Here is a 22,471-nt window from a genome sequence, read left to right as displayed (position 1 = left end):
CCGCCGGCCCATCACAGGCCAGCGGCTTTCGCAGGGTGCTTAGAAGTCGTAGGTCAACGTGGCCATGACGTTTCGCGCTTCGCCGTAATAGCACTGACTGAGGCTGTTGCAGGCGGCGACGTATTTTACGTCGGTCAGGTTGTTCAGGTTCAGCTGTGCGCTCAAACCGTCGAGCCCGACACGCGACAAGTCGTAACCGAGCATGGCGTCGTACAGCGTGTAGGACGGGATACGTAGCGTATTCTCCGCATCCGCCCAGCTCTTGCCGAAGTAGCGCACGCCGCCGCCGACCTGCAAGCCGGCGATCAGGCCTTGCTCGAATGTGTAGTCGGTCCACAGCGACGCCATGTTGCGGGCCACCGCATTAGGCGTATTGCCGCGGTTATTGACCCCAGCAGCGCCGGTGAAGTCCTTGGAGTACTCCACATCCATGTAGGTGTAGCTGGCGATCACGTTGAGGTTGTCTCGCGGACGCAAGCGCGCCTCCACTTCCACGCCTTTGGAGGTGAGTTCGCCGACGGCGCGATAGAAGTTCTCGTTGGAATCCTTGTTCGCCAGGTTCGACTGTTTCAGGTCGAAGTAGGAGATGGAGTACAGATCGTCGGTGCCCAGCGGCTGGTATTTCAGCCCCAGCTCGTACTGTTCACCCTCGGTCGGGTCGAGCAGCGTGATGTCATAGCTACCTGTGCCCGAATCATAGTTATAGGCTCCCGTGGCGTTAGGGTTGAAGGATTCCGAATAGCTAGCGTAGGGCGACAAGCCGTTGTTGAAGGCATAGAGCACCCCGACCCGCCCGGTAAACTGCTCAAGTTTTGACTGGTCCGCCTGGTCGCCATACATGGACTCAGTCTGCTCGAAGGAAACATCGACCCAGTCCTGCCGGGCACCCAGCGAAAAGCGCCAGTTGCCCAGGCTGATCAAATCCTGCACGTAGAGGCCGGTCTGCTCCAGCTCCCGTAGTTCGTCGTACTGGTGATAGAAAACCAGGCTGCTCGGTTTGGCGACGCCGGTATAGGGGTTGATCGTGCCGATGCCGGTGGCCGCGTTGTAATCGACTTTGGCCTTGCGACGCTGATAATCCAGCCCGGTTACCAAGGTGTGGTTCAGTGCACCGGTGTCAAAAAGGAACTGCAGCTGGTTATCCAACGTCCAGGCGTGTAGCACCTCGTCAGCGCCGGTGTAATAGCGCACCAGCTCGTCCTGCGTGGCGTAGCCGTACTGGTAGACCTGGCCGGACTCGACCGTCGAATCGAGATACTGAAAGTTCTGCCGCGCCGACACCGTATCGTTGAAACGGTGTTCCAGCTGATAGCCGATCATCTGCTGGTCGCGCTCGAACTTTTCGTAATCCTCATCGCCTTCGAAGAAGCTGCGTGAGATGCGCTGACCGTTGTGCGAGGTTACGGTGCCGTCAGCTGGCAGGCCGCCGTGATAGCCGCTTTCGGGGTCATGCTGGAGCATGGCCTGGAGCGTCAGCCGGGTGTCCTCGGTGAAGTCGATGCTCAGCGAAGGCATGACGGCGTAGCGCTTCTCCTCAATGCCATCGACCTGGTTGTCGGCATCCTTTGCGACGCCGACCAGACGATAGGCGATGCGCTCGTCATCCAGCGGGCCGGTGAAGTCGAACGCGGCCTGCTTGTTATCCTCGCTGCCGTAGGACAGCCTGATCTGCCGACTCGCCTCGTACTGCGGCTTCTTGCTGGTCATCGCCACCAGGCCACCGGGCAGGCTGCGGCCGTAGAGCACCGAGGATGGGCCTTTGAGGATGTCGATACGCTCGATGAAATAGGGGTCGACCTGCAGGCTGCTGTAGGTGCCGCTATCGCCCAGCAGCTTCTGGCCATCGAGGTAGAGGTTATCCACCGACCCGTCAGTGATACCGCGCATGGCGACGTAGTCGTAACGGGTAGTGGCACCATAGGGAGTGCTCATCAGGCCCGGCGTGTAGCGTACGGCTTGGGCAATGGAGCGTGATCCCTGGTCTTCGATCTGCTGGCGGGTGACCACGGAAACGGTTTGCGAGGTCTCGGCCAACGGCACGCTCGTCTTGGTCGCCACGCTGCTGTGCGTGGCGTTGTAGCCTTCCATATCGCCCAGCGCATTGCCCAGCGCGAAGCCTTCCACCACCATCGGCTTCAGCTCGACGGCTTGGGCCTGTTCGCGAGACGGCGCGGGCACCAGCGAATAGGCACCACGTTCGTCACGCACGGCCTGCAGACCGCTGCCGTCCAGCAAAGTGTCGAAGCCTTCTTCAACGCCATATTGACCGTGCAGGCCGCTCGACTGGCGATTGTCGACCAGACGGCCATCGACCGACATCATCACCCCTGCCTCCCCGGCGAAGCGGCTCAGGGCGGAGGAAAGTGAACCGGGCGGAATGTCATAGCTGCGTTCAGTCTGCTGCTGTACCGATTGCGCCAGCGCCGCCGGCGCGACGGCAACGGTGGCCAATGACAGGCAGATCATGGCGGCACGAATGGCCTGGGACAGCGGACGTGGACGGCGAACGGGCAAGGCAGCGGAGCGCATGATTCATCCTTTTTGCGGGAGCAAATTCGTGATCGTTGCGGTTATGCCCCGCGACTCGTCCCAAAAGGGAACCGCCAACTCAAATTATTTTCATCGGGTGCTTTTCAGGCTTCGGATTGCACCGGCTCGAGACTGACCCACCACGGAAGGCGCCGATTGACGCGCAACGACAGCGTGCTCGCCAGAACGTCTAGGACACGCTCGGTATCGGCCAGTGGATAAGCGCCCACCACGCGTAGGCCAGCGATGCGGGGATCACAACCGAGAAAGCCCTGGCGGTATCGGCTCAGCTCGGCCAGGAATTCATCCAACCGCAGGTTGTCAGCCACCAGCACGCCACGAACCCAGGCCTGGCGCCCCATTTGAACCGGACGTTCGGCTTCGGCGTAGCGCTGGTCGAAGCTGATTTGCTGGCCCTGCAGTGCCGTACGTGCTCGACCATTGGCAGGTCGGAACTCAACAGCGCCGTCGAACACACTGAGCTGCGTGCGACCGTCGCGCTGCAGGACCGAAAAACGTGCGGTCTCATGGGTTTTCACGCTGCCTTCGGCGGTCCGCAGCAACAACGGACGCTGTTCATTGCTTGCCTGCACCAGCAGCTCGCCACGGTAGAGCGACAGCTGGCGCACCTGATCATCGAGCGCGACGTCGACCGCGCTGTCGGTGTTAAGCCACAGGTGCGAGCCGTCAGGCAATCGCCAATCGCGCACCTCACCCACAGCCGTGCGTTGGTCGGCCGTCCAGCTGCGCCAAGGCATGGCGCCGCCCGCCAAGGCCAGAACACCACCCCCAAAAATAACGGACAGGGCCTTCAGTGCCTGTCGCCGCGTCGGCTGACGGCGCTGCATCAAACTGCTCGCCCTGGCACCAAACGGATCGCGGGCGAGCGGCTCGAGGCGTCCACTGATCTGTTCGACGCGCTGCCACGCGCGCGCGTGCTCGGGATCGTTTAGCCAGCGTCGCCAGGCCTCGAGATCGTCATCGCTGACGCGGTCCGACTGCAGCACGGCGAACCACTGTGCAGCGGCCTGCAGCACCTGATAGTCCAGCTTCACTCAGTCGTCCTCGATCAGGGTCAGGCAGTGCAGCATGGCCTGCGCCATGTACTTTTTGACCATCCGTTCGGACACGCCCAGTTCCAACCCGATGGCGGCGTAGGTCAGGCCCTGCAGTTGTGACAGGAGAAACGTACGCCGCACGTTTTCCGGCAGTCGAGCGAGCATGGCGTCGACCTGCATCAGTGTTTCGACCACCAGCACCTGAGATTCCGGCGAAGGAGCCACCGCCTCCGGTTGCAGCGCAATCGCTTCCAGGTAAGCCTGCTCGATCTGCCGCCGACGCCAATGGTTGATCAACAGGCCACGGGCAATGATGTGCAAGTACGCACGCGGCTCACGTATCGCATCCAGCCCCTGGTCCTTGCTCAGCACCCGCACGAAGGTGTCCTGGGCAAGGTCGGCTGCCCTCTGGCTGCAACCAAGCTGTCGCCGTAACCAACCGTTCAGCCAGCCCTGGTGGTCGACATAAAGTCGATGCACCAGTTGTTGCCGGCCCCCCCCATCCGCTGCCATGTCTCGCCGCCTTTCATCGTCAAGACGGTAATGCTAACGCTTCTCATCAACAAAAGACCATGAGGTTGTCTCGCCTCTGATCTTTTTGCTGGGGACTTTCCGGCGGCTGGACTAGGCTGTTCAACAACTGATTGCAGGAGAACCTCATGACCCACTTCGCCCGGCTCAGCCTGGCTGCGCTGCTTGCCGCAGCCCTCCCCGTTCAAGCAGCGCAGCTACTCCCCGGCCTATGGGAGTTCAGCAGTGAGAAACTGGTCGTCGACGGCATGCAGATGCCTGGCATGTCCGAGATGTTGGCGCAGATGAACCAGTTGCCTCCCGAGCAGCGCAAAATGATGGAGAGCATGCTTGCCGAACAGGGTGTCGAGCTGGGTTCCGGGGGCGTCCGCATCTGTCTGAGCGAAGCACAGGTTAAGTCACGCAAGCTGCCCTTTCAGGACGAGCCCGGTTGCAAGCAAGAGGTCCTTGAACAAACGGAAAGCCTGTGGCGATTCCGTTTCGAGTGCCCGGACGCAAAGGGTCAGGGCGAGACGAAGGTGATCAGCGAGCGGGAGGTAGCAAGCACAATCGAGACGACCTACACCACGGGCGAACAACAGGGCACCAGTCAAATGCAGTCACGCGGCCAGTGGATTGGCGAGGACTGCGGCGCATTGAAGCCTCAGCGCTAATCAGCGCAACGTTTCACGTGGAACGCGACGCAACACTTGCGATTATTCCGTGACCCAATCACCTGCACTGTTCTGTTCGCATGCAGGCTGCAGGTAACGGGCATCGCTGGCGACGCCGTAGTAGTGGATGTCCTGGCGATACGGCATGTTCGAAACCTGGGCGTTGCGGCAAATGCCGAACGCGCCAGTCGGACACTGCTCAACAAAGGTCACTTCGACCTCTTGGTCCTTGAGGGCTGGCTGGCAGAATCCGCTGCGAAAGAGCTCGCCGGGAATGCTGCGATTTTCCTGGCAGATCTTCACTTCAATCCGATCATCCTGACTATGAACGATGCAGCCTTCTGCAAGCGCCTCGGCGCAAAGCCCTACCATCAACAGCAGCACATACAGCGAACGCATCACCAGTCCCTCCCGATCGAACGCGGCGACTCTAGCACGCAGGTCTGAAAACCGCTTTCCTCCGATCGGCAGAATGCGCACCATAACGCCATGCTTTCCAATATCCCGACACACCTCATCAGCGGCTCACTCGGCGCGGGCAAAACCAGCCTGATACGTGCGCTGCTGGCGCAACGCCCTGCCAGCGAGCGCTGGGCGGTGCTAATCAATGAATTCGGCCAGATCGGGCTCGATGCTGCGCTACTGAGCACCGACGACTCAGGCGTAAGCCTGACGGAAGTCGCCGGCGGCTGCCTGTGTTGCGTAAATGGTGTGCCCTTCCAGGTGGGCCTGAGCCGATTGTTGCGCAAGGCGAAGCCGGACCGGCTGTTCATCGAACCCTCCGGCCTGGGTCATCCTGCCGAGCTGCTTGATCAACTCTCGCGCGCACCTTGGCACGGCGTGCTTGCTGTGCAGCCCTGCGTGGCGGTCATCGACGGGCCGGGGCTGCTACGGGGCGAACCGCTTCCGGAGAGCCAGCGGCAGTCACTGAACCACTGTGGTCTGTTGGTGATAAACAAGAGCGAAGGCCTGAGCCAAACCGAACGGCATTCAATTAAAACGCTGCTGCCGCCGATACCGGTCCGCTGGACGCAACATGGACAGCTGCCGCTCAGGGAGTTGCCCGGCATCGACCAGCACGCAAGTCATGTTGAAACAGCCCCCTCATCGCTGCCCTCTCCACCGGCAAGCCTTGCTCATGTCTGGCTGGACCCGCGTCAACCACTGTGCCAGAGCCAGGGTAGCGCCGATGGCTGGAGCATCGGCTGGCGCTGGCACCCGAGTCAGCGCTTCGATCTGGAGCGCGTCAAGGGCTGGCTGGAATCGATGGACTGGCGGCGCGCGAAGCTAGTCATGCAGGGTTCGCAGGGCTGGCAGTCACTCAACGCGCTGAATGGCCAGACCTTGGCATTCGCGCCCAGCGAATGGCGCAAGGATTCCCGCCTCGAATTGATCTTCACTGAGCCTCAGGATGAACAGCATCTGAACGACGCGCTGGTCGCCTGCCGGCTGTGACTTAGCGGTTCAATCGTCGCGGCGGCGCCAATCGTCCATCTGAATCACCTGGCCAGAATCCTGACGAGCAGGAAACGGATGGGCTTCCATTTCGATCGGGCCCGAACGGGCGCCAAACATCACGATGCTGCCCTGGTGCCGCTGCTCCCCGGTTACGGTGAACTCGAATCCATAGACCCGGGCAAAGCGGCGCTGGCCACGTGTATCACGGATCAACCCGAGTCGGCGAAAGGCTACGTTGCCGTCGAGCAGCTCCACATCCATCTTCTTGCAGTGCTGCCGTACCGCCCTCAGCGCCCGCTCGCGGATGCCATAGGAATGCCACAGCCAGGCGCCAATGCTGAACAGCACCAGGACAATAAACAGATTGCCGAGGGTCACCATGCGTGACACTGCCGGCAACCCCGCAAGCAGCGATAGGCATCGTGCCCTGCGCGCGGCGCAACGGTGACCCGGCGCATCAGCTTTCCAGCCAAACGTCGCGTACCCAATGCCAGACCGACTCCCAGCTTTCGTCAGTCATCTCATGCCCGCTGCCGTCGAACAACATGACTTCACCTTCAAGATCCACTACGTAGAAATCAGGTCCGTCCTGGCAGATGGGCAGCAGGTCGCGCTCCACGCCGGCGTCCCAGGCGTTCGCGGCCACCTCGGGCAGATAAGTGTGCGCTTGCGGATCAGCCGCGGTGACGGGCTCCAGACGTCCATAGACAACGTCGCTGACCGTCAGCAGAAACTCGCGCAGGCCGAACGGCAGATTGATCAGCAACTCTTCCTCAACCTCGACCAACCGGTCATCGTCCGGCAGCTCCAGTGGCACTGGCACTGGTTCGTTTAGCTCTCGCAGCTGCTCGATTACTTCTTCCATGACGGCCCCCCTTCGACGGTCTTGAGAATGCGCGTTTATACAAGCCCACGCATTGGCTAGCCAGTACCAGTCGCGCTAAAGTATTTGCCGTTTGGAAAAAATTGGCGCGCCGCTAGGGTTTCGCGGGTAATGAACGGTCCGCCTTGCAGTCTCAGACATTAGGTAGCAACCGCAATTGGTGCCTGCTCGTCGCCATCAGCCCGTAACGGGGTGAACAGGAGAAATTGTGGCATCCATTGAAGATCTAGATACGCTCGCCAAGGCGATCGCCCAGTGCGGTGACGAGCCGATCCATATCCCCGGCAGCATTCAGCCTCATGGCTTTCTGCTGGTAGTCAGCGAGCCCCAGCTAACCATTACCCAGGCCAGCGAAAACGTGCGTGAATGGCTCGGCGTTGATGTGCAGACGCTGCTGGGGCAGCCGCTGACCGAACTCATCGGTGAATGCGGTTTTGCTGAAGGGTTGGCTTCATTGGCTGACGATGATCACAACCCGTTTCACCTGCGGGACATCAATTTCAGCCTGCCAGGCCGCAGTAACCATCCGCCGCTAGCCCTGATGGCGCACCGCTACAAGGGCAAGCTGATCGTCGAGTTCGAAGCGGCCGGCAGCCCGGGCGCGGCATACGACAAGTTATACCCTCTGATGCGCACCTTCGTCGTGCAGCTGCAGGAGGCGCAAGACCTTCAGTACATCTGCCAACTGGCTGTTCATGAGGTCAAGCGCATCACCGGCTTCGGTCGCGTCAAAGCCTATCGATTCGATTCCCAGGGCAACGGCCATGTATTGGCAGAGCAGGCTGACGCAGGCTATCCGCGTTATCTGGGGCTTTGTTTTCCCGCCTCGGATATCCCGCCGCAAGCGCGTCAGCTCTACTGCAACAACCTGATCCGCGTAATCCAGGACGCCAATTACCAACCCTCTCCGGTCGTGCCCACGCTGACACCTGACGGAGAGCCGCTGGACTTGAGCTTCGCCTCGCTGCGCAGCGTGTCGCCTGTTCATCTGCAATACATGCGCAACATGGGCACTCTGGCGTCGATGTCGATTTCCATCGTCATCCAGGGGCGCCTCTGGGGACTTATTTCCTGCCACGACGCCGAGCCTCGCCAGGTCAACTACCAGACCCGTACAGCCTGCGAGCTGCTGGGTCGCATCATGTCGCTGCAGATCGAAGCCAAAGAGGCGGCGACCCTGGCGCAACGCAAGCTCGAACTGCGACGGCAGATCGTCGAGATGCTGTCGTCCATGGCTGACCGCGACAGCGTCATTGAAGGCTACAAGTGTCTGCCGCAGGTGGTGCTGGAGTTTGCCGGTGCGGTCGGCGGCGCCATTGTCTCCGGCGAGCACTCCGAACCGATTGGCGAGACGCCGCCAGGCGCCTTGCTTGTGCGCTTGACCCAATGGCTGTCGAAGCAACGCGAGCAACTGGTGTTCAGCACCGACTGCGTCAGCCGCGACGTACCCTCGATACCTGAATTGGCCGAGCACTGTGCCGGTTTGCTGGCGATCTCCATCTCCCGCCTGCACCCGCATTACTTGATCTGGTTTCGACGCGAACAGATCAAGACAGTCAACTGGGCTGGCCAGCCAGAAAAGCGCATCAACAGCCAGGGCAGCCTCTCGCCACGCCACAGCTTTGAAAGCTGGCAAGAGACGGTACGCGGCTATGCGACGCCTTGGCAGCAGGTTGAGCTGGAGGGCGCACTGGAGTTGCGCACAGCAGTGCTCGGTATCGTCCTGCGCAAGGCCGAAGAGATGGCCCAGCTGGCCGGCGAACTGCGCGAAAGCAACAAGGAGCTGGAGTCCTTCTCTTACAGCGTTTCACACGACCTGCGTGCGCCGTTGCGGCACATTGCGGGGTATGCCGAGCTGCTCGGAGAGCTCGAAGGTAGCAAGCTCAGCGAACGCGGCCTGCGCTTTCTCGACAACATTGGCGACGCCGCCCGCTTTGCAGGAACTCTGGTGGACAATCTGTTGAGTTTCTCCCAGATGGGTCGCGCCGCACTGCGCTTGTCCGATGTGAATCTGGCCGCGTTGGTTGATTCCATTCGTCAGGAAATGGCACCTGACTGTGAAGGTCGCGAAATAGAATGGCAGGTCCATCCTATGCCGATCGTGGTCGCCGACGCTGCTTTCATCCACATGGCGTTGCGCAACCTGATCTCGAACGCGATCAAATACAGCCGCAAACGCGAGCACGCCACCATTGAGATCGGTGCCGAAGAGCGCACCGAGGAAATCATCGTCTACGTCCGCGATAACGGCGTGGGCTTCAACATGCAGTACGCCAACAAATTGTTCGGCGTCTTCCAGCGGCTGCATCGCATGGAAGAATTCGAAGGCACCGGGATTGGTCTGGCCAGCGTGCGCCGGATCATCGAACGCCACGATGGTCAGGTCTGGGCCAACGGCGAGGTCAACCAGGGTGCGACCTTCTTCTTTTCACTCCCCAGACTTACCTATGCGTCACCCATTTAGTACGGGACTCTAAATGCTCAAACCGATTTTGCTGGTCGAGGACAATCCACACGATCTCGAGCTGACGTTGGTGGCGCTCGAGCGCAGCCAGCTGGCCAATGACGTCATCGTCATGCGCGACGGCGCCGAGGCCCTGGATTACCTGTACCGCCGCGGCGACCATGCCGACCGCGCCGACGGCAATCCAGCCGTGCTGCTGCTGGATCTGAAACTGCCAAAGGTCGACGGACTCGAGGTGCTCAAGACCGTTCGGGACACCCCAGAATTGCGCAGTATTCCTGTGGTGATGCTCACGTCGTCCCGTGAAGAGCCCGACCTGGTCCGAGCATACGAACTCGGAGTGAACGCTTACGTGGTCAAGCCGGTCGAATTTCGAGATTTCGTCGCCGCCATCTCCGATCTGGGGATTTTCTGGGCTGTGCTGAATGAGCCGCCACCCGGATCGCTGCGGTTGCAGCGCCAACTTCGGGATCGCAAGAACAGTGAGGAGCCGAGCTAAACGCTCATGCTTTAGGCTCCAAAGCAGAACTCCTTTCAAGTAGTGCGGTATCCGCGACAGGATGGTTATGCCGGCGACAACACCTATCAGCGTCCTGTTTGTTGAAGACAGCCCGCACGACGCTGAACTAGCGCTCGTCACGCTCGAAAGAAGCGGCTATCACGTCGATAGCGAAGTGGTTTTCGACCAGGCAGGTGTTGTCGAAGCCCTGCAACGCAGATGCTTCGATCTAATTCTTTCCGACTTTATCCTCCCCGGCTATTCCGGCGGCCTGGCCCTGCAGGATGCCAGGCAGCTCGCACCCGAAACGCCGTTCATCTTTCTCTCCGGCGTCTTCGGTGAGGAGCATGCTGTAAACATGATGCGCTCCGGCGCTGTGGACTATGTCCTCAAGCAAAACCTCGGTTTCCTTCCGAAAGCTGTCGAGCGGGCATTGAGCGAGGTCCAGGAGCGGCGCGGCCGGTTGCGCGCAGAGGAAGCGCTGCATGAGGTTGAGGTTCGGGCGCGTTTGGCGATTGACGCTGCGGGGCTCGGCATGTGGGACTACGATCCACAGCACGGCAGGCTGGTTCTCGACCGTCGTTGCCGCGCCATGTTCGGCTTGGCCGACCGTGCGTCTGTGGATATCCATGTCTTCGAGTCGCTGTGCCACCCAGAAGACCTGCAGCGCATGCGCGAACACGTCTGGGAAGCGATCAGCATCGACAAGGGCGACAAGGAGTACACCACCGACTACCGGATCATGCTCGAAAGCGGTCAGGTTCGCTGGTTTGAAACCCGTGGCCAGGCGTTTTTCGATGAAGGCCTGTGCAAGCGTTTCATCGGTGTGGTGATGGACGTTACCGAGCAGCGACTGGCGACCGAAGCGCTCAAGCGCATGAATGTAACCCTGGGTGAACGCGTAGAAGAACGTACCCGAGAACGAGACCGGACCTGGGAACTGTCACGGGATTTGCTCGCCGTGATGCGTTTCGACACCACCGTGGTTGCACTCAACCCCGCCTGGGAAGAAGCGCTTGGCTGGCCGCGTGAAGAACTGATCAACACACCGTTATGGTCACTAGTCCACGCCGATGATCTCAGCGCGACCCAAGCGGAGACCGAACGCATTCGCTGCGGTAACGTCACCGATCGCTTCGTCAACCGCATGCAGCATCGTGACGGCAGCTACCGCTGGCTGTCCTGGACTGCCGTACCCGAGGCCGGAATGATGTACGCCGCGGCGCGTGACATCACCAGCGAAATAGCGGCGGTAGACAAGCTCGCCGCCGCCAACCGCGAGCTCACCGAGCAGATCACCGAACGCGAGCGCATCGAAGCCACGCTGCAACAGATGCAACGGCTGGAGGCCGTCGGCCAGCTTACGGCTGGTGTCGCGCATGACTTCAACAACCTGTTGACGGTGATCCTCACCAGCGCCAGCTTTCTCAAAAATGACCTGGAACGCGGCGCACCGCTGGCCAAATCACTCAGCCGCCTGCAGTACATTCAGGAATCCGGCGAGCGCGGTGCAACCTTGACCAGCCAGCTGCTTGCGTTTGCTCGCCGCCAGCAACTCGCCCCTAAAGCCGTTGATCTCAACGACACGCTGGTCGGCCTGTTGAGTCTGTTGCACAGCACCCTGGGCGGCTCCGTCACCATCGAAACCGATACCCGTGCCGGGCTCTGGCACGCGCTGGTCGACCCTACGCAAATCGAGATGATCATCCTCAATCTCGCCATCAACGCGCGAGATGCGATGGGCTCCGGTGGTTGCCTGACCCTGCGTACCAACAACGCGGTGATTAGCGCGCCGGCAGAACGCGCTGAAGAACCTGGGCCGGGCGAATACGTGGTGCTGTCGGTCAAGGACACCGGCTCCGGCATGACAGACGAGGTGCTGCAGAAAGCCTTCGAACCCTTCTTCACCACCAAGGAAGTCGGCAAGGGTTCAGGGCTCGGCTTGGCCCAGGTGTTCGGCTTTGCCAAGCAATCCGGTGGCGGGGCGCGCATCGAGACCAAGCTGGGTGCAGGCACCACTGTGATGGTCTACCTGCCTCGGGTGACCGCCCCAGAACGCAGTCTCGGCGCCGCGGACCACGAGCAGGACATGCCCATCGACGAGGCCTCGCACAAGGTACTGCTGGTGGACGACGACCCCGCCGTGCGCGAAGTGACCGCACAAATGCTGAGCAATCTGGGTTACGCAGTGGTTCAGGCCGACGGTGGTCGTATGGCCTTGGAGATGCTCGAACAGGGCGCGGCGGTGGATCTGGTACTTGCCGATTTCGCCATGCCGGGCATGAACGGAGGTGAGCTCGCGCGGGCTATCTCGTCTCGCTATCCCAAGTTGCCCGTGGTGTTCATCACCGGCTACGCCGAGCTTGGCGAACTGGGAATGGGCAGCGCGACCATCATTCAGAAGCCCTTTCGCGAGGAACAGTTGGTGCGAACGCTGAGTATGGTGCTGAAGGAAAGCAACCCGGCCTGATGGACAGCTTGCGAAATCAGCTGCGCGCAGCCACCGCGCCGCAACATGAACGCGTCGACAAGGCTTTTTCGGCCTATCGACTGGATCAGCCCGAAGGCTACCGCGCTTTTCTACAGGCCCATGCACAGGTGCTCATTCCGCTGGAAATCGAGCTGGAGCGGGCTGGTATCGAATCGATGCTTGATGACTGGCCCCTGCGTAGCAGACGCCACGCATTGCTCGCAGACCTCCAGGCGCTGGGCTGCGCAGAGCCGCCGTTGACGCCGCCGGGCATGGCACCCTCATTCGGTTGGAGCTGGGGCGCGGCTTATGTGATCGAGGGCTCGCGCCTGGGTGGTCGTGTGCTGTCGCGGCGCGTTGCCGAAGCCAGCCCGTCTGCCCCGCTACGCTATCTGAACCACGGCAGCGCGACGCCACTATGGCCGAGTTTTCTGCAGAAGCTCGAACAGCAGGGCTCGGCATGTGACTGGTCCGAGGTGCTTACCGGAGCGAATGCCACATTCGACCGTTTTCTGAGCGCAGCCCGGTCGAACAGGCTATAAAGCAAAAAAGCCCTGACAGGCTTTTTTGCTGTGCTCAACACACGCGCTTAGGCAGATCGGACGGCCTACTCGACGGTTACTGATTTAGCCAGGTTACGTGGCTGGTCGACGTCGGTACCGCGCAGCACCGCAACGTAATAGGAAAGCAGCTGCAGGGGAATCGTGTAGAGGATCGGCGCCAGTACATCGTGGATGTGCGGCATGCTGACGATAAAGGTGCCCTCCCCGTTCTCGATGCCCGCTTCACGATCAGCAAAGACGATCAGCTCGCCGCCGCGCGCGCGTACTTCCTGCAGGTTGGATTTGAGCTTTTCCAGCAATTCGTTGTTAGGCGCCACGGTGACCACCGGCATGTCAGCGTCGACCAGCGCCAACGGACCATGCTTGAGCTCACCGGCCGGATAGGCCTCGGCGTGAATGTAGGAAATTTCCTTGAGCTTCAGCGCCCCTTCCATGGCCACCGGGTATTGCGCGCCACGGCCGAGGAACAGTGTGTGGTGCTTCTCGGCGAAATGTTCGGAAATCTTTTCCACCGTGGTGTCCATGGCCAGCGCTTCGCCAAGGCGTGTAGGCAGACGACGTAGTTCGTCGATCAGCTCCGCTTCCAAGGCTGGCGCCAGGGTGCCGCGTACCTGTCCCAGTGACAGGGTCAGCAGCAAAAGGCCGACCAGTTGCGTGGTGAAGGCCTTGGTCGAAGCCACGCCGATTTCAGGGCCGGCCTGAGTCAGCAGGGTCAGATCGGACTCGCGCACCAGAGAGCTGATGCCGACGTTACAGATAGCCAGGCTGGCAAGATAACGACCTTCCCCTTCCGTCCGCGCCTTGGCGTTGCGCAGCGCAGCGAGAGAATCGGCCGTTTCGCCAGACTGGGAAATGGTGACGAACAGCGTATCCGGCTGCACCACCACCTTGCGGTAGCGAAACTCGCTGGCCACTTCTACCTGACAGGGAATGCCGGCCAGCTCTTCGAGCCAGTAACGAGCGACCATTCCGGCATGGTAGCTGGTGCCGCAGGCGACGATCTGCACGTTACGCACCTTGGCGAACAGCTCAGCCGCCTGCGGGCCGAACGCCTGCACCAGTACCTGCTGGTCGCCAAGACGGCCTTCGAGGGTACGTTGCACGACCTTGGGCTGCTCATGAATTTCCTTGAGCATGAAATGGCGATACTCGCCCTTGTCCGCAGCTTCGGCACCCTCATGGTATTGCACGCTTTCGCGCTCGACAGGCTGGCCATCGACATTCCAGATCTGCACGCTGTCGCGGCGGATCTCGGCGATGTCACCTTCTTCCAGGTACATGAAGCGGTCAGTGACCTGACGCAGTGCCAGCTGATCGGAGGCGAGGAAATTCTCACCCAGGCCCAGGCCGATCACTAACGGGCTACCACTGCGGGCGGCAAGCAAGCGATCTGGCTGTTTCGCGCTGACCACCGCCAGACCATAGGCGCCGTGCAGCTCTTTGACGGCTTCCTTGAGCGCGACGGTCAGGTCGCCAACCTCGCCGAGCTTGTGATGCAACAGATGAACGATGACTTCGGTGTCGGTATCGGACACGAAAACATAGCCCATCCCTTTCAGCTGCTGGCGCAGCGCTTCGTGGTTTTCGATGATGCCGTTGTGCACCACGGCGAGGTCATCACCCGAAAAATGTGGATGAGCGTTGCGCTCGCAAGGTGCTCCGTGAGTGGCCCAGCGGGTGTGCGCAATGCCCAGGCGACCGGTAATTTGCTCGTCCTGTTGCGCCTGCTCCAGCTCGGCGACCTTGCCGGAACGGCGCAGACGATGCAGGCTTCCGCTGGCATCCAGCACGGCGACACCGGCGCTGTCGTAGCCACGGTACTCCAGGCGCTTGAGCCCTTCGAGCAGGATTGCGGTGATGTTACGTTCAGCGACGGCGCCAACGATGCCACACATGGTCAGGACTCCTGATGGGTTTCAACGGCCGCGCAGATCAGCTTGACACCGCGGGCCTGAATGCTTGAACGCGCCTCGGGTGTGAGACGGTCGTCCGTGATAAGGGTATGGATGTCGCCCCAGGGCAACTCCAGATTGGGTATGCGTCGGCCAATCTTGTCGGACTCGGCCAGCACGATGACTTCACGTGCGACTTCGGCCATGACCCGCGACAGGCCGAGCAACTCGTTGAAAGTGGTGGTGCCACGCTGCAGATCGATACCGTCTGCACCGATGAACAGCTGGTCGAAGTCGTAAGAACGCAGCACCTGTTCGGCCACTTGTCCCTGGAACGACTCGGAGTGCGGATCCCAGGTCCCGCCAGTCATCAACAGTGTCGGCTCGTGTTCCAGCTCGCGCAACGCATTGGCAACACTCAGCGAATTGGTCATGACCAACAGACCATGCTTGTGGCCCAGCTGCGGGATCATGGCTGCCGTGGTGGTGCCGCTGTCGATGATGATTCGCGCATGTTCACGAATGCATGCCACAGCGGCTCGGGCGATGGCTTGCTTGCAAAGCGATACCGGCTGCGCACTGTCACCAATCAGCTCCTGCGGCAAGAGCACCGCACCGCCGTAGCGACGCAACAGTAGACCGTTTTTCTCCAGCGCGGCGAGGTCCTTACGGATGGTCACCTCAGAGGTCTCGAAACGCCTGGACAGCTCGTCAACGCTGACCTCGCCCTGCTCGTTGAGCAAGGCAAGTATCGCGTGACGTCGTTGCGGGGTGTTGCGTTTCGACATACTTAAGTTTCGATTCGAAAGAAGAGCTGGCGAATCAAAACCTATTTTTGCGCAACGGTCAACTGCGGAGACGCTTCAACGCGTAATAGCACATCAGGCTAAGAACTGATTGGTCAGCTGTTTAGCGCCTGGCTTACAGTGCCGCTTGACCTTTCGATCCCAATCGCGGCACCGGGTCGTGATTGAGCAGCTCACCAGCGCGACGGTCTGACGCCACTGGTAAAGACGAGCCAGACCTGCAACCCAACGATGAACGCTTTCGCTGCTACTTCTGGCCTTTCTGCGGCCGCCGCCAGCCCGTGATCAATGCTTGCCGGGCTCGTCCCAGGGCCAAGGTTGCGGCCGGGACATCAGCAGTGATAACCGAGCCCGCGCCAGTGGTTGCGCCATCGCCCAGGGTCACCGGAGCCACCAACGAACTGTTGGAGCCAATGAACACGTCCTCGCCCATGACTGTGCGGAACTTGTTTACACCGTCGTAATTGCAGGTGATGGTGCCGGCCCCGATGTTGGTCCGTGCACCTATATCCGCATCGCCCAGATAGGCCAGGTGCCCGGCCTTGGCACCCTCGCCCAGGCTGGCGTTCTTCACCTCGACGAAATTGCCAACATGCGCTTTGGCGCCTAATACCGCGCCGGGGCGCAAACGGGCAAATGGCCCGCAATCAGCGCCTTCACCCAATTCCGCGCCTTCGAGATGACTGTTGGCCTTGACCACCGAACCGCGGCGTAGCGTGCTGTTGCGGATCACGCAGTTTGGCCCGATCTCCACACCGTCCTCTATCACGACCTTGCCTTCGAGAATCACGTTCACATCAATTAGCACATCGCGACCGGCAGTAACCTCGCCGCGCAGATCAAAACGCGCGGGATCTCTCAAAGTCACGCCCTGTGCCATTAAATGGCGAGCGGCACGCTGCTGATAATGTCGCTCAAGCTCAGCCAGTTGAATGCGGTCATTGGCGCCCTGAACTTCCATTGCATGGAGCGGCTGCTCGGTGGCGACCACCAGCCCATCGGCGACCGCCATGGCGATCACATCGGTCAGGTAGTACTCACCCTGGGCGTTGCTGTTCGATAGCCGGCCCAGCCAGTCGGCAAGCCGCTCACCCGGCACGGCCAAGATACCGGTATTGCCTTCAGTGATGAGCCTCTGAGCCGCAGATGCATCCTTGTGTTCGACGATCGCCTGCACCACCCCTTGCCCGTTGCGAACGATCCGTCCATAGCCGCTGGGATCGGCCAGGTTCACAGTGAGAAGTGCGAGCTGTTGCGGGGTGACCTGCTGCAGAAGACGTTCCAGCGTCGCCGCCTCGATCAGCGGCACATCACCATAAAGGATCAGCACACGTTCGGCCGAAAGTGCCGGGAGCGCTTGGGCCACTGCATGCCCTGTCCCCAGTTGCTCGGCCTGCACCACAAAATTCAGATCATCCGCAGCCAGCTGTTCGCGAATCTGCTCGGCACCGTGGCCGATGACCACGTGGATGGCTTTTGGCGCGAGTGCGCGAGCGGTATCGATGACATGCCCAAGCATGGATCGACCAGCTACAGGATGGAGAACTTTCGGTAGGGCCGAGCGCATGCGCGTACCCTGACCAGCCGCGAGAATGACGATATCGAGAGACATGGCAGATCCTGAACAAACGTAGCCGCAGGCCGACGCCGGGGTTATTTCCAAGTGGCAGAAAAAGAAAAAGGGTAGCTAAGGCTACCCTTTTACTTGTTCGCGATGAAGCCGTTAGCGGATCAACCGCGACCGTACTTCTTGCGCATCGCCTCGATGGTCCGCAGCTGGGCTGCAGCCTCGGCGAGACGCGCAGCAGCGGAGCCGTAGTCAAACTCGGCACCCTTCTCGTGCAACGCTTTTTCAGCGGCTGTAACTGCAGCTTTCGCCGCCGCTTCGTCCAGATCCTTGGCGCGAGTAGCAGTATCGGCAAGCACCTTCACCATGTTCGGCTGTACTTCAATGAAGCCGCCAGAAATGTAGAAGATGTCTTCTTCGCCGCCCTGCTTGATCACACGCACCGGACCGGGCTTGAGATCAGTCAGCAAAGGAGCGTGGCCCGGCAGAATACCCAGGTCACCCAGGTGACCATGGGCGATGACCATCTCTACCAGCCCCGAGAACAGCTCTTCTTCCGCGCTGACGATGTCACAGTGGACTGTCATAGCCATACTTATGCCTCGGTAATGAGCTCTGCTGGAAACCTTCGCCGCCAGCAGAGCTTATTGGCGCCCGCAAGCGGGCGCGCCAGTTACAGTTTCTTGGCTTTCTCGATGGCTTCGTCGATACCGCCAACCATGTAGAACGCTTGCTCCGGCAGGTGATCGTAGTCACCGTTGAGGATGCCAGCGAAGCCACGGATGGTTTCTTTCAGCGAAACGTACTTGCCTGGCGAACCGGTGAAGACTTCGGCAACGAAGAACGGCTGGGACAGGAAGCGCTGGATCTTACGAGCACGGGATACCAGCTGCTTGTCGGCTTCGGACAGTTCGTCCATACCGAGAATCGCGATGATGTCCTTCAGCTCCTTGTAGCGCTGCAGCACGTACTGAACGCCGCGAGCGGTGTCGTAGTGCTCCTGGCCGATCACGTTGGCATCCAGCTGGCGCGACGTGGAGTCGAGCGGATCGACCGCCGGGTAGATACCCAGGGAAGCGATGTCACGGGACAGAACCACGGTGGCGTCCAGGTGGGCGAAGGTGGTCGCCGGGGACGGGTCGGTCAAGTCGTCCGCAGGTACGTAAACGGCCTGAACGGAGGTGATCGAACCGCTCTTGGTAGAGGTGATGCGCTCTTGCAGAACGCCCATTTCCTCAGCCAGTGTCGGCTGGTAACCCACCGCGGACGGCATACGACCCAGCAGGGCGGACACTTCGGTACCGGCCAGGGTGTAACGGTAGATGTTGTCGACGAACAGCAGAACGTCCTTACCTTCGTCACGAAACTTCTCGGCCATGGTCAGGCCGGTCAGTGCCACGCGCAGACGGTTTCCTGGTGGCTCGTTCATCTGGCCGTAGACCAGTGCAACCTTGTCCAGAACGTTGGAGTCCTTCATCTCGTGATAGAAGTCGTTACCTTCACGAGTACGCTCACCCACACCGGCGAACACGGAATAACCGCTGTGCTCCATCGCGATGTTACGGATCAGTTCCATCATGTTTACGGTCTTGCCCACGCCGGCACCACCGAACAGACCGACCTTACCGCCTTTGGCGAACGGGCAAACCAGGTCGATAACCTTGATGCCAGTCTCCAGCAACTCGTTGCCGCCAGCCTGCTCGGCATAGCTCGGCGCCGCGCGATGGATACCCCAGCGCTCTTCTTCACCGATCGGACCGGCTTCGTCGATGGGGTTGCCCAGCACGTCCATGATCCGGCCCAGTGTGGCAGTGCCCACCGGTACGGAGATGGCTGCGCCAGTGTTGCTGACGTCCAGGCCACGCTTGAGGCCTTCGGTCGAACCCATGGCGATGGTACGGACAATGCCGTCGCCCAGCTGCTGCTGAACTTCCAGGGTCGTTTCGGCGCCGGTCACTTTCAGCGCGTCATAGATGTTCGGTACCAGATCGCGCGGAAATTCCACGTCGATAACGGCGCCGATGATTTGAACGATACGTCCGCTACTCATGTTTGGTTCCTCTGAATATTTGAACCGTTCTTAAACCGCGGCAGCGCCGCCGACGATTTCCGAAATTTCTTGCGTGATCGCAGCCTGACGGGCCTTGTTGTAGACCAGTTGCAGGTCGCTGATCAGCTCACCGGCGTTGTCGGTTGCGTTCTTCATGGCGATCATCCGGGCTGCCTGTTCGGCGGCGCCGTTTTCGACCACGGCCTGGTAGACCTGGGATTCGACATAGCGAACCAGCAGCGCGTCCAGCAACAGGCGAGCGTCGGGTTCGTACAGATAGTCCCACTTACCTTTCGGCGCGGTCTGATCGTCGCTCGCGGCCAACGGCAGCAACTGAGCTACGGTCGGCTTCTGCGTCATGGTGTTGATGAACTTGTTCGACACCAGGTAGAGACGGTCCAGACGGCCTTGATCGAAAGCATCCAACATGACTTTGACGCTGCCGATCAGATCATTGATCGACGGCTCTTCGCCAAGTCCGTTGACTGCCGCGACCACATTGCCGCCAAAGCTGCGGAAGAAGCTCGCACCCTTGTTACCGATCACGCACAGGTCAGCTTCGACTTTACTGTCGTGCCATTCCTTCATGTTCTTGATCAGCGCCTTGAACAGGTTTGTGTTCAAGCCGCCGCACAGGCCACGATCGGACGACACGACGATGTAGCCGACACGCTTGACCGGGCGCTCAACCATGAACGGATGACGGTATTCAGGGTTGGTATTGGCCAGGTGACCAATAACTTGCTGGATCCGCTCCGCATAGGGACGGCTGGCAGCCATGCGCATCTGTGCCTTGCGCATCTTGCTGACCGCCACCTTTTCCATGGCGCTGGTGATCTTCTGCGTGCTTTTGATGCTCGCAATCTTGCTGCGAATCTCTTTTGCGCCTGCCATTTGACACCTATCGGGTTAGCAAGCGGGAGCCTCGCGGCTCCCGCTGCGGCTTACCAGGATTGGGTGGCCTTGAACGACTCGATACCGGCTTTGATGCCTGCGTCGATTTCGTCGTTGAAGTCGCCCTTCACGTTGATCTTGTCCAGCAGAGCAGCATGCTCATGATGGAAATAGGCAATCAACGCCTGTTCGAAGGCACCAACCTTGGCTACTTCGATGTCCTGCAGGAAGCCGCGCTCGGCTGCGTACAGGGACACCGCCATGTCGGCAATGGACATCGGCGCGTACTGCTTTTGCTTCATCAGCTCGGTGACACGCTGACCATGCTCCAGCTGCTTGCGGGTCGCTTCGTCCAGGTCAGAGGCAAACTGGGCGAAGGCCGCCAGTTCACGGTACTGAGCCAGTGCGGTACGAATGCCACCGGAAAGCTTCTTGATGATCTTGGTCTGAGCGGCGCCACCGACGCGGGATACCGAGATACCGGCGTTAACGGCCGGACGGATACCGGCGTTGAACATCGACGACTCAAGGAAGATCTGGCCGTCGGTGATCGAAATCACGTTGGTCGGAACGAACGCAGATACGTCACCCGCCTGGGTTTCGATGATAGGCAGAGCGGTCAAGGAACCGGTCTTGCCAGTCACTGCGCCATTGGTGAACTTCTCGACGTACTCTTCGGAAACGCGCGAAGCACGCTCCAGCAGACGGCTGTGGAGATAGAAAACGTCACCTGGATAGGCTTCGCGTCCTGGCGGACGGCGCAGCAGCAGGGAGATCTGACGATAGGCGACAGCCTGCTTGGACAGATCGTCATAGACGATCAGTGCGTCTTCGCCGCGATCGCGGAAGTATTCGCCCATGGTGCAGCCGGCGTAAGGTGCCAGGAACTGCAGCGCAGCGGATTCGGAAGCCGAAGCGGCAACGATGATGGTGTTGGCCAGTGCACCGTGCTGTTCCAGCTTGCGCACCACGTTAGCGATGGTCGACTGCTTCTGACCGATGGCCACGTAGACGCACTTGATGCCGCTGTTGCGCTGGTTGATGATCGCGTCGATGGCCAGAGCGGTTTTACCGATCTGACGGTCTCCGATGATCAGCTCGCGCTGACCACGACCGACCGGGATCATCGCATCGACCGACTTGTAGCCGGTTTGAACCGGCTGGTCGACCGACTTACGCCAGATCACGCCCGGTGCGACTTTCTCGACAGCGTCAGTTGCCTGAGCATTGACTGGGCCCTTGCCGTCAACGGGGTTGCCCAGAGCGTCAACGACGCGACCCAGCAGTTCCGGACCAACCGGAACTTCCAGTACGCGACCGGTGCACTTGGCGCTCATGCCTTCGGTCAGGCTCTGGTACGCGCCCAATACAACGGCACCTACAGAGTCCTGCTCCAGGTTCAGGGCCATGCCGAAGACGCCACCGGGGAATTCGATCATCTCCCCGTACATCACGTCGGCCAGGCCGTAAATGCGCACGATACCGTCGGAAACGCTGACGACGGTACCCTCATTGCGCGCTTGAGCAGACACATCGGAGCTGCCGATGCGCTGCTTTATGATTTCACTAATCTCGGAAGGATTCAGTTGCTGCATGCCACGACCCTCAAATCAGGATTTCAACGATTCGGCCAACTGGCTCAGTTTGCCGCGGACCGAACCGTCGACAACCACATCGCCGGCGCGGATAACAACGCCGCCGATCAGCGCAGGGTTCACGACCTGCTGGGGGTTGACGGTACGATCTAGCCGCTTCGACAAGGCGGCAGCCAAAGTTTGGAGTTGCACAGAGGTCAGCTCGAAGGCCGTCTGCACTTCAACGTCGAGTGTCTTTTCGGCCTCAGCCTTGAGTTCCTCGAACAGCTCCCGAACAGTCGGCAACACATCCAGACGATCGTTATCGCCGAGTGTGGAGACGAAGTTTCGGAATGCTTCATCGATGTCGCTACCGAACAGCTGAACCAATGTCTGGACCTTGCTTTCGCTGGTCAGACGCGGGTTCTTAAGCAGTTCGGTAACTTGGGGAACGTCAACAGCGACCGCAGCCAGGCTCAACATGCCCGACCAGGCATCAATCCGGCCAGCCGCGCTGGCAAACTCGAAAGCGGCCTTTGCATAGGGCCGAGCAAGCGTCTGGGTATTGATCATCGCTTGC

General features: G+C 60.3%; 20 protein-coding genes. 6 read left to right on the top strand and 14 right to left on the bottom strand.

The window, feature by feature from the left end; genetic code table 11:
- Positions 1-39: 39 nt before the first annotated feature.
- The 3 genes from ALTERO38_RS20210 to ALTERO38_RS20200 form a co-directional block, all read right to left on the bottom strand.
- Entirely contained in the window at positions 40-2,529 is a 2,490-nt protein-coding gene (locus ALTERO38_RS20210) for a TonB-dependent siderophore receptor (RefSeq protein ID WP_159969489.1), read from the bottom strand.
- Positions 2,530-2,633: 104 nt separating this feature from the next.
- Entirely contained in the window at positions 2,634-3,584 is a 951-nt protein-coding gene (locus ALTERO38_RS20205) for a FecR domain-containing protein (protein WP_159969488.1), read from the bottom strand.
- Positions 3,585-4,100: a sigma-70 family RNA polymerase sigma factor gene (locus tag ALTERO38_RS20200; RefSeq protein WP_159969487.1), complete on the bottom strand. Its 516-nt coding sequence runs from the start codon at positions 4,098-4,100 to the stop codon at positions 3,585-3,587.
- A 146-nt stretch (positions 4,101-4,246) separates the two neighbouring features.
- Between ALTERO38_RS20200 and ALTERO38_RS20195 the strand changes: the two genes are divergently transcribed.
- On the top strand, positions 4,247-4,771 hold the full coding sequence (locus ALTERO38_RS20195; RefSeq protein WP_159969486.1) for a DUF3617 domain-containing protein: 525 nt from the start codon (positions 4,247-4,249) through the stop codon (positions 4,769-4,771).
- A 42-nt stretch (positions 4,772-4,813) separates the two neighbouring features.
- Here the strand turns inward: ALTERO38_RS20195 and ALTERO38_RS20190 are convergent, their stop codons facing one another.
- Positions 4,814-5,170 (bottom strand): NADH:ubiquinone oxidoreductase, encoded by a 357-nt coding sequence (locus ALTERO38_RS20190; RefSeq protein ID WP_159969745.1) that lies wholly within the window; start codon positions 5,168-5,170, stop codon positions 4,814-4,816.
- 90 nt (positions 5,171-5,260) lie between these two features.
- Here ALTERO38_RS20190 and ALTERO38_RS20185 point away from each other — a divergent pair, with 90 nt between their 5' ends.
- On the top strand, positions 5,261-6,226 hold the full coding sequence (locus tag ALTERO38_RS20185; RefSeq protein ID WP_159969485.1) for a GTP-binding protein: 966 nt from the start codon (positions 5,261-5,263) through the stop codon (positions 6,224-6,226).
- 9 nt (positions 6,227-6,235) lie between these two features.
- Here the strand turns inward: ALTERO38_RS20185 and ALTERO38_RS20180 are convergent, their stop codons facing one another.
- Both ALTERO38_RS20180 and ALTERO38_RS20175 read right to left on the bottom strand, forming a co-directional pair.
- Positions 6,236-6,610, bottom strand: a complete 375-nt coding sequence (locus tag ALTERO38_RS20180) for a DUF3301 domain-containing protein (RefSeq protein WP_159969744.1) — start codon at positions 6,608-6,610, stop codon at positions 6,236-6,238.
- A 76-nt stretch (positions 6,611-6,686) separates the two neighbouring features.
- A complete protein-coding gene (locus ALTERO38_RS20175) occupies positions 6,687-7,094 on the bottom strand; it encodes an SMI1/KNR4 family protein (RefSeq protein WP_159969484.1) in 408 nt (135 codons plus the stop codon).
- A 226-nt stretch (positions 7,095-7,320) separates the two neighbouring features.
- On the opposite strand from ALTERO38_RS20175, the gene ALTERO38_RS20170 reads away from it, so the two are divergent.
- The 4 genes from ALTERO38_RS20170 to ALTERO38_RS20155 all read left to right on the top strand — a co-directional run bounded on the left by ALTERO38_RS20170 (position 7,321) and on the right by ALTERO38_RS20155 (position 13,087).
- Positions 7,321-9,576, top strand: coding sequence for an ATP-binding protein (locus tag ALTERO38_RS20170; protein WP_159969483.1), 2,256 nt, complete (start codon positions 7,321-7,323; stop codon positions 9,574-9,576).
- Positions 9,577-9,589: 13 nt separating this feature from the next.
- Positions 9,590-10,075: a response regulator gene (locus ALTERO38_RS20165; protein ID WP_159969482.1), complete on the top strand. Its 486-nt coding sequence runs from the start codon at positions 9,590-9,592 to the stop codon at positions 10,073-10,075.
- Between the two features lie 67 nt (positions 10,076-10,142).
- Complete coding sequence (locus ALTERO38_RS20160; RefSeq protein ID WP_159969481.1) at positions 10,143-12,545, top strand: hybrid sensor histidine kinase/response regulator; 2,403 nt, start codon at positions 10,143-10,145, stop codon at positions 12,543-12,545.
- Positions 12,545-13,087, top strand: a complete 543-nt coding sequence (locus tag ALTERO38_RS20155) for a biliverdin-producing heme oxygenase (RefSeq protein ID WP_159969480.1) — start codon at positions 12,545-12,547, stop codon at positions 13,085-13,087. Before ALTERO38_RS20160 ends, ALTERO38_RS20155 begins: the two co-directional genes overlap by 1 nt.
- Positions 13,088-13,152: 65 nt before the next feature.
- Here ALTERO38_RS20155 and glmS read toward each other — a convergent pair whose 3' ends face one another.
- The 8 genes from glmS to ALTERO38_RS20115 form a co-directional block, all read right to left on the bottom strand.
- Positions 13,153-15,003, bottom strand: a complete 1,851-nt coding sequence (gene glmS / locus ALTERO38_RS20150) for a glutamine--fructose-6-phosphate transaminase (isomerizing) (RefSeq protein ID WP_159969479.1) — start codon at positions 15,001-15,003, stop codon at positions 13,153-13,155.
- A 2-nt stretch (positions 15,004-15,005) separates the two neighbouring features.
- Positions 15,006-15,788, bottom strand: coding sequence for a DeoR/GlpR family DNA-binding transcription regulator (locus ALTERO38_RS20145; protein WP_159969478.1), 783 nt, complete (start codon positions 15,786-15,788; stop codon positions 15,006-15,008).
- Positions 15,789-16,053: 265 nt separating this feature from the next.
- Positions 16,054-17,418, bottom strand: coding sequence for a bifunctional UDP-N-acetylglucosamine diphosphorylase/glucosamine-1-phosphate N-acetyltransferase GlmU (glmU, locus tag ALTERO38_RS20140; protein ID WP_159969477.1), 1,365 nt, complete (start codon positions 17,416-17,418; stop codon positions 16,054-16,056).
- A gap of 119 nt (positions 17,419-17,537) precedes the next feature.
- Positions 17,538-17,966, bottom strand: a complete 429-nt coding sequence (locus tag ALTERO38_RS20135; RefSeq protein WP_046163281.1) for a F0F1 ATP synthase subunit epsilon — start codon at positions 17,964-17,966, stop codon at positions 17,538-17,540.
- 80 nt (positions 17,967-18,046) lie between these two features.
- On the bottom strand, positions 18,047-19,423 hold the full coding sequence (atpD, locus tag ALTERO38_RS20130) for a F0F1 ATP synthase subunit beta (protein ID WP_102837646.1): 1,377 nt from the start codon (positions 19,421-19,423) through the stop codon (positions 18,047-18,049).
- A gap of 30 nt (positions 19,424-19,453) precedes the next feature.
- Positions 19,454-20,317, bottom strand: a complete 864-nt coding sequence (atpG, locus tag ALTERO38_RS20125) for a F0F1 ATP synthase subunit gamma (RefSeq protein ID WP_102837647.1) — start codon at positions 20,315-20,317, stop codon at positions 19,454-19,456.
- Positions 20,318-20,367: 50 nt separating this feature from the next.
- A complete protein-coding gene (gene atpA, locus ALTERO38_RS20120; RefSeq protein ID WP_045422988.1) occupies positions 20,368-21,912 on the bottom strand; it encodes a F0F1 ATP synthase subunit alpha in 1,545 nt (514 codons plus the stop codon).
- A 15-nt stretch (positions 21,913-21,927) separates the two neighbouring features.
- A complete protein-coding gene (locus ALTERO38_RS20115) occupies positions 21,928-22,464 on the bottom strand; it encodes a F0F1 ATP synthase subunit delta (protein WP_159969476.1) in 537 nt (178 codons plus the stop codon).
- Between the last annotated feature and the right edge of the window lie 7 nt (positions 22,465-22,471).

Origin of the sequence: Pseudomonas sp. 9Ag (assembly GCF_902506445.1) — a bacterium.
Taxonomy (GTDB): domain Bacteria; phylum Pseudomonadota; class Gammaproteobacteria; order Pseudomonadales; family Pseudomonadaceae; genus Stutzerimonas; species Stutzerimonas stutzeri_AB.
The sequence above is the reverse complement of the archived record's forward strand: the minus strand, read 5'-3'. Positions and strand labels throughout refer to the sequence as shown.